This is a genomic window from Sphingomonas sp. LH128 (genome assembly GCF_000293195.2).
Taxonomy (GTDB): Bacteria; Pseudomonadota; Alphaproteobacteria; order Sphingomonadales; family Sphingomonadaceae; genus Novosphingobium; species Novosphingobium resinovorum_A.
In genome coordinates, this window is sequence record NZ_ALVC01000318.1 from 1 (window position 1) to 3,821 (window position 3,821).

Annotated in this window: 4 protein-coding genes and 1 tRNA gene; 3 read left to right on the forward strand and 2 right to left on the reverse strand. The window is 66.6% G+C overall.

The annotated features are described in order from the left end of the window. Position 1: 1 nt before the first annotated feature. Together LH128_RS22960 and recJ are read right to left on the reverse strand one after the other, a co-directional pair. Positions 2-77: transfer RNA gene (locus LH128_RS22960), tRNA-Glu, on the reverse strand. Between the two features lie 92 nt (positions 78-169). Continuing rightward, on the reverse strand, positions 170-1,969 hold the full coding sequence (recJ, locus tag LH128_RS22965; protein WP_008832082.1) for a single-stranded-DNA-specific exonuclease RecJ: 1,800 nt from the start codon (positions 1,967-1,969) through the stop codon (positions 170-172). Between the two features lie 179 nt (positions 1,970-2,148). Here recJ and LH128_RS22970 point away from each other — a divergent pair, with 179 nt between their 5' ends. From LH128_RS22970 to LH128_RS22980, 3 genes are all read left to right on the forward strand, one after another. Beyond that, positions 2,149-2,577 carry a flavodoxin family protein gene (locus tag LH128_RS22970; RefSeq protein ID WP_008832083.1) on the forward strand — a complete coding sequence of 143 codons (429 nt, stop codon included), beginning with the start codon at positions 2,149-2,151 and terminating at the stop codon, positions 2,575-2,577. Positions 2,578-2,639: 62 nt separating this feature from the next. Continuing rightward, a complete protein-coding gene (locus LH128_RS22975; protein WP_069707749.1) occupies positions 2,640-3,395 on the forward strand; it encodes a hypothetical protein in 756 nt (251 codons plus the stop codon). 86 nt (positions 3,396-3,481) lie between these two features. Then, positions 3,482-3,821: AHH domain-containing protein (locus LH128_RS22980; protein WP_442800362.1), on the forward strand; the 340-nt coding region annotated here is incomplete at its 3' end.

Below are 3,821 nucleotides of genomic sequence, written 5' to 3' on the forward strand. Positions count from 1 at the left end.
ATGGTGACCCCTACGGGAATCGAACCCGTGTTTCAGCCGTGAAAGGGCCGCGTCCTAGACCGCTAGACGAAGGGGCCAAACCGGGTTGCGCCGGAGGCAGGACCGGCCCTCTAACGGTGGGTCCAAGGGTGGTCAACCCTTATCTGGAAACTTTTTTGAACCTTTCGTTTCAGTCGCAGAAAGCCGCGTCATCAAGGTGCAGTTCCGCCGCCGGGCGGCTGCCCCAATCGTCGATCTTCGCACGCCCGGCCAGCCACAGCTTGCGGCCTTGTGCAGCGTGCAGAAGGGCTTGGCCCATCTCGGTTTCGGCGCTGCGGAAGGCCATGGCCTTGAACCGTCCGCCGTCGGGTCCGGAAACGATCAGGCGCAAGTGGTCGGCTCCGACGACGTCCGCCTTGACGATGCGGACGGGGCCGACCGCCACGCGCGGGCCGGGCCAGCCCATGCCGTAAGGCCCGGCGCTCTCCAGCGTCTCCACGAGCGAGGGTACGAGGCCGCCGGGGGAAAGAGCCAGATCGAGCAGTACGCTGCGATTGGCGCTCGCGCGGGAGACATCGGCGGCAAGGTGTTCGTCCAGCCATTCCGACAGGGCATCCAGCTTATCCGGCGCAATGGTGAGGCCGCAGGCCATGGCGTGCCCGCCGCCGGCCTCCAGGAAGCCGGCCTCGCGCGCGGCGATGATCGCGGCGCCCAGGTCCACGCCGGGGATCGAGCGGCCGGAGCCCTTGCCGTTACCCGCATCGTCCGCCCCCAGCGCGATGACGAGAGCCGGCTTGCCGGTTTTCTCCTTGATGCGTCCCGCGACGATGCCGATGACACCCGGGTGCCAGCCGTCGCCCGCACAGACGACGACGGAGCGGTTGTGCTGTCGATCGATCTGCGCTTCGGCCATTTCCTGTACAGCCTGTTCAATAGCGCGGCGTTCGTCGTTCAGGCGGGACAACTGCGCGGCGATATCGCGTGCCTCGTCGGCATCGGTCGTGGTGAGGAGGCGAACGCCGAGGGTCGATTCGCCAACACGCCCGCCGGCATTGATGCGCGGGCCGAGCGCGAAACCGAGGTCGCTGCACGTTGGTGCCCGGCCGAGGCGGCTGGCGTCGATGAGTGCCGACATGCCGATGTTGTCGCGCTTGGCCATCACCTTGAGACCCTGTGCCACCAATGCACGGTTCAGGCCGTGAAGGGCGGCGACATCCGCTACAGTTCCGAGTGCCACGAGGTCGAGCAGGGCGAACAGGTCCGGTTCGCGGCGATTTTCGAAGAACCCGCGTTTGCGCAGCGTGCGCACGGTCGCGACGGCCAGGAGAAAAGCGACGCCGACGGCCGCGAGGTGGCCGTGGGAAGCGGCCAGGTCGTCCTCGTCGAGGCGGTTGGGGTTCACCAGCGCAGTGGCACGTGGCAGTACGGGCGAGCACTTGTGGTGGTCGACTACGATGACGTCGACACCCGCTTCGTGCGCCATGTCGAGCGCTTCGTGCGCCATCGCGCCGCAGTCCACGGTGACGATCAGGCTGGAACCTTCGCCCGCGATGCGCACCAGCGCCTCGCCGGAAGGACCATAGCCTTCGAGCAGGCGGTCCGGGATATAGTAGCGAGCGGGATGGCCGAGGGCTCGCATCAAGAGGATCAGCAGCGCCGCGCTCGTTGCGCCGTCGACGTCGTAATCACCGTATACCGTCACGGTCTCGCCCGTCAGCACCGCCTGGGCGAGCCGCTCGGCTGCCGCGTCCATGTCGCGGAATGCCGAGGGGTCGGGCAGGAAGGCGCGAAGGCTGGGATTGCGATGGCGCTCCAGATCCTCGCGAGCGACGCCGCGCGAGAGCAGGATCTGAGTGACGATATCGTCTTCGAGACCGGCCGGGCCTCTGCCGAGGTCATCGGAGAGGTCCATATTGCCGCCGCGCCAGTGCCAGGCCTTGCCGGTCAGCGAGCGGTCGATCCCGAAGACACAGGCGGATCGTGATTCCATGAGGTCCGCGTTACCGCAGGCGTCGTTCGACGGGAAGTGGCGGGCCTATGTCGATCCCCGCATTTCGGGCCTGGGTGGCATGCAAGGCGGGCTTCGGGCTATGATGAGGAAAGGAAACAAGGGCTGTTGATTCTCTGCTCGCTATACTCTGGCACAGTCGTACCGGCGCAGCGCGCGCCATGGCCGAGGCGCTGCATCTTGGCGCGGGCGACGATGCGCGCCTGATCACCGTTTCTGATGTATCTGCCGAGGACTTGCTTGCGGCTTCCGGCTATGTCTTCGTCTGTCCGGAGAACCTGGGTTCGATGACGGGCTTGATGAAGGAGATGTTCGACCGCTGCTATTATCCGCTGCTGGGCCGGGTCGAGGGCAGGCCTTATGCCACGGCGATCGCGGCCGGGTCTGACGGCCGCGGAGCGCAGGCACAGATCGATCGTATCGTCACCGGCTGGCGTCTGCGGCGGGTCGCGGAGCCGCTCATCGTCAACCTCGATGCGCAGACGCCCGAGGCGATACTGGCCGAAAAACATGTGCCGCAGGCGCAACTGGATGCTTGTCGCGATCTCGGCGCTGCGATGGCTGAAGGGCTGCAACTGGGGATTTTCTGAGGAAGGGCTGCACAGTGCCGAATGGACTCGACGCTACGCTGGAAATGATGCCTATTCGCCCGATGCCGCAGCGAGCAGACAGCACCGCAGGGCTGTGCCTGCTCTTCGATCCCGGCGCGCGGCCCGATGCGGATGCCGTGGCGCGGCTTATGGAGGCATCGGCCGCTTCCGGCTTGCCTGCCAGCATCAGCCATCGTCCAGCGCCGGAGGCGGGATGGCTGGAACTGTTGGCCAGCGGCCTGACTTTCGACCTCGTCGGGCTCGATCCGGGGGCTCCGGGGCGGATGATCGAGGCGCAGCAGCGGTTCGGGTTCGCTGACGATGCCGTGCCGAGCAGGGGCGAGTGCATCGAACTGGTTCCATCGGGGCACATCATCTCTGGTGCAGGTCTGCAGCCCGTTCTGCGCACGATGATGGGACTGGCGGCGAACCTCGTGCTCGATCTTCCGGTCCGCGCGGTCGGCTGGGGGCCTGCGCAGACATGGATGGAGCCCCGCTATTTCTGCCGCACGGTGCTCAACTGGCTTGGCGGCGGGGCTTTCCCGGCGCTTGGTCTGACGGCGCTGCTTACCGCCGAGGACGGCAGCCTCGTAAGCCGGGGGCTTGCACATTTCACCGGGCAGGAAATGCAGCTTGAAGGACGTCCTGACGAAACGGCGGCCGATACCGGAAAACTTGCGGTCCGGGTGATCGACCAACTTGTCCGCCGGGGCTGCATTGCCGAGCCTATGCGGATCGATGCCGGCGGGCAGGCGCTACTCGTCGAGCCGTCGCAGGTGGGCAAACTCGTGCTGGTATGGCGTGAGGACGAGGGCTGAGCGCACTCAGGCGATACCTCTCCTTCCGCGCCGTCAATCGAAGCGACGCACCTGGCTACGATTCCGGCCTGCAGCGTCACCACCTGCTGCCGCGGCAACTGCTTGGGCAGGCGGCGTTCGCGCGGATGCTGGAGAGCATCGGCGGGCACCGCCATCGGTTCGAGGACTTTCGCGAGAACGGGTTGCTGCTGCCTTGTGACGAGCCCGCCGCGCTACGCATGGGCCTGCCGCTGCATCGCGGGCCGCACCGGCTCTACAGCGCGCTGGTGGTCGAGCGGGTGGGGCAGATCGAGAGCAGCTGGGCGACAATGCGCGACAAGGATCCACAAGGAGCGGCAGTGCAGGCCCATATGCGGCTGGATCTGCTGCAGCGGGCGTTGCGGCGCTACCTTCTGGACGGGCAGCGGCGGCGGTTGAAACTGAACC

What these genes read in the sequence shown, in the direction of transcription:
- recJ (WP_008832082.1), bottom strand. Translation starts at nt 1,969, where the DNA reads ATGGAATCACGATCCGCCTGTGTCTTCGGGATCGACCGCTCGCTGACC.
- LH128_RS22970 (WP_008832083.1), top strand. Translation starts at nt 2,149, where the DNA reads ATGGCCGAGGCGCTGCATCTTGGCGCGGGCGACGATGCGCGCCTGATC.
- LH128_RS22975 (WP_069707749.1), top strand. Translation starts at nt 2,640, where the DNA reads ATGCCGCAGCGAGCAGACAGCACCGCAGGGCTGTGCCTGCTCTTCGAT.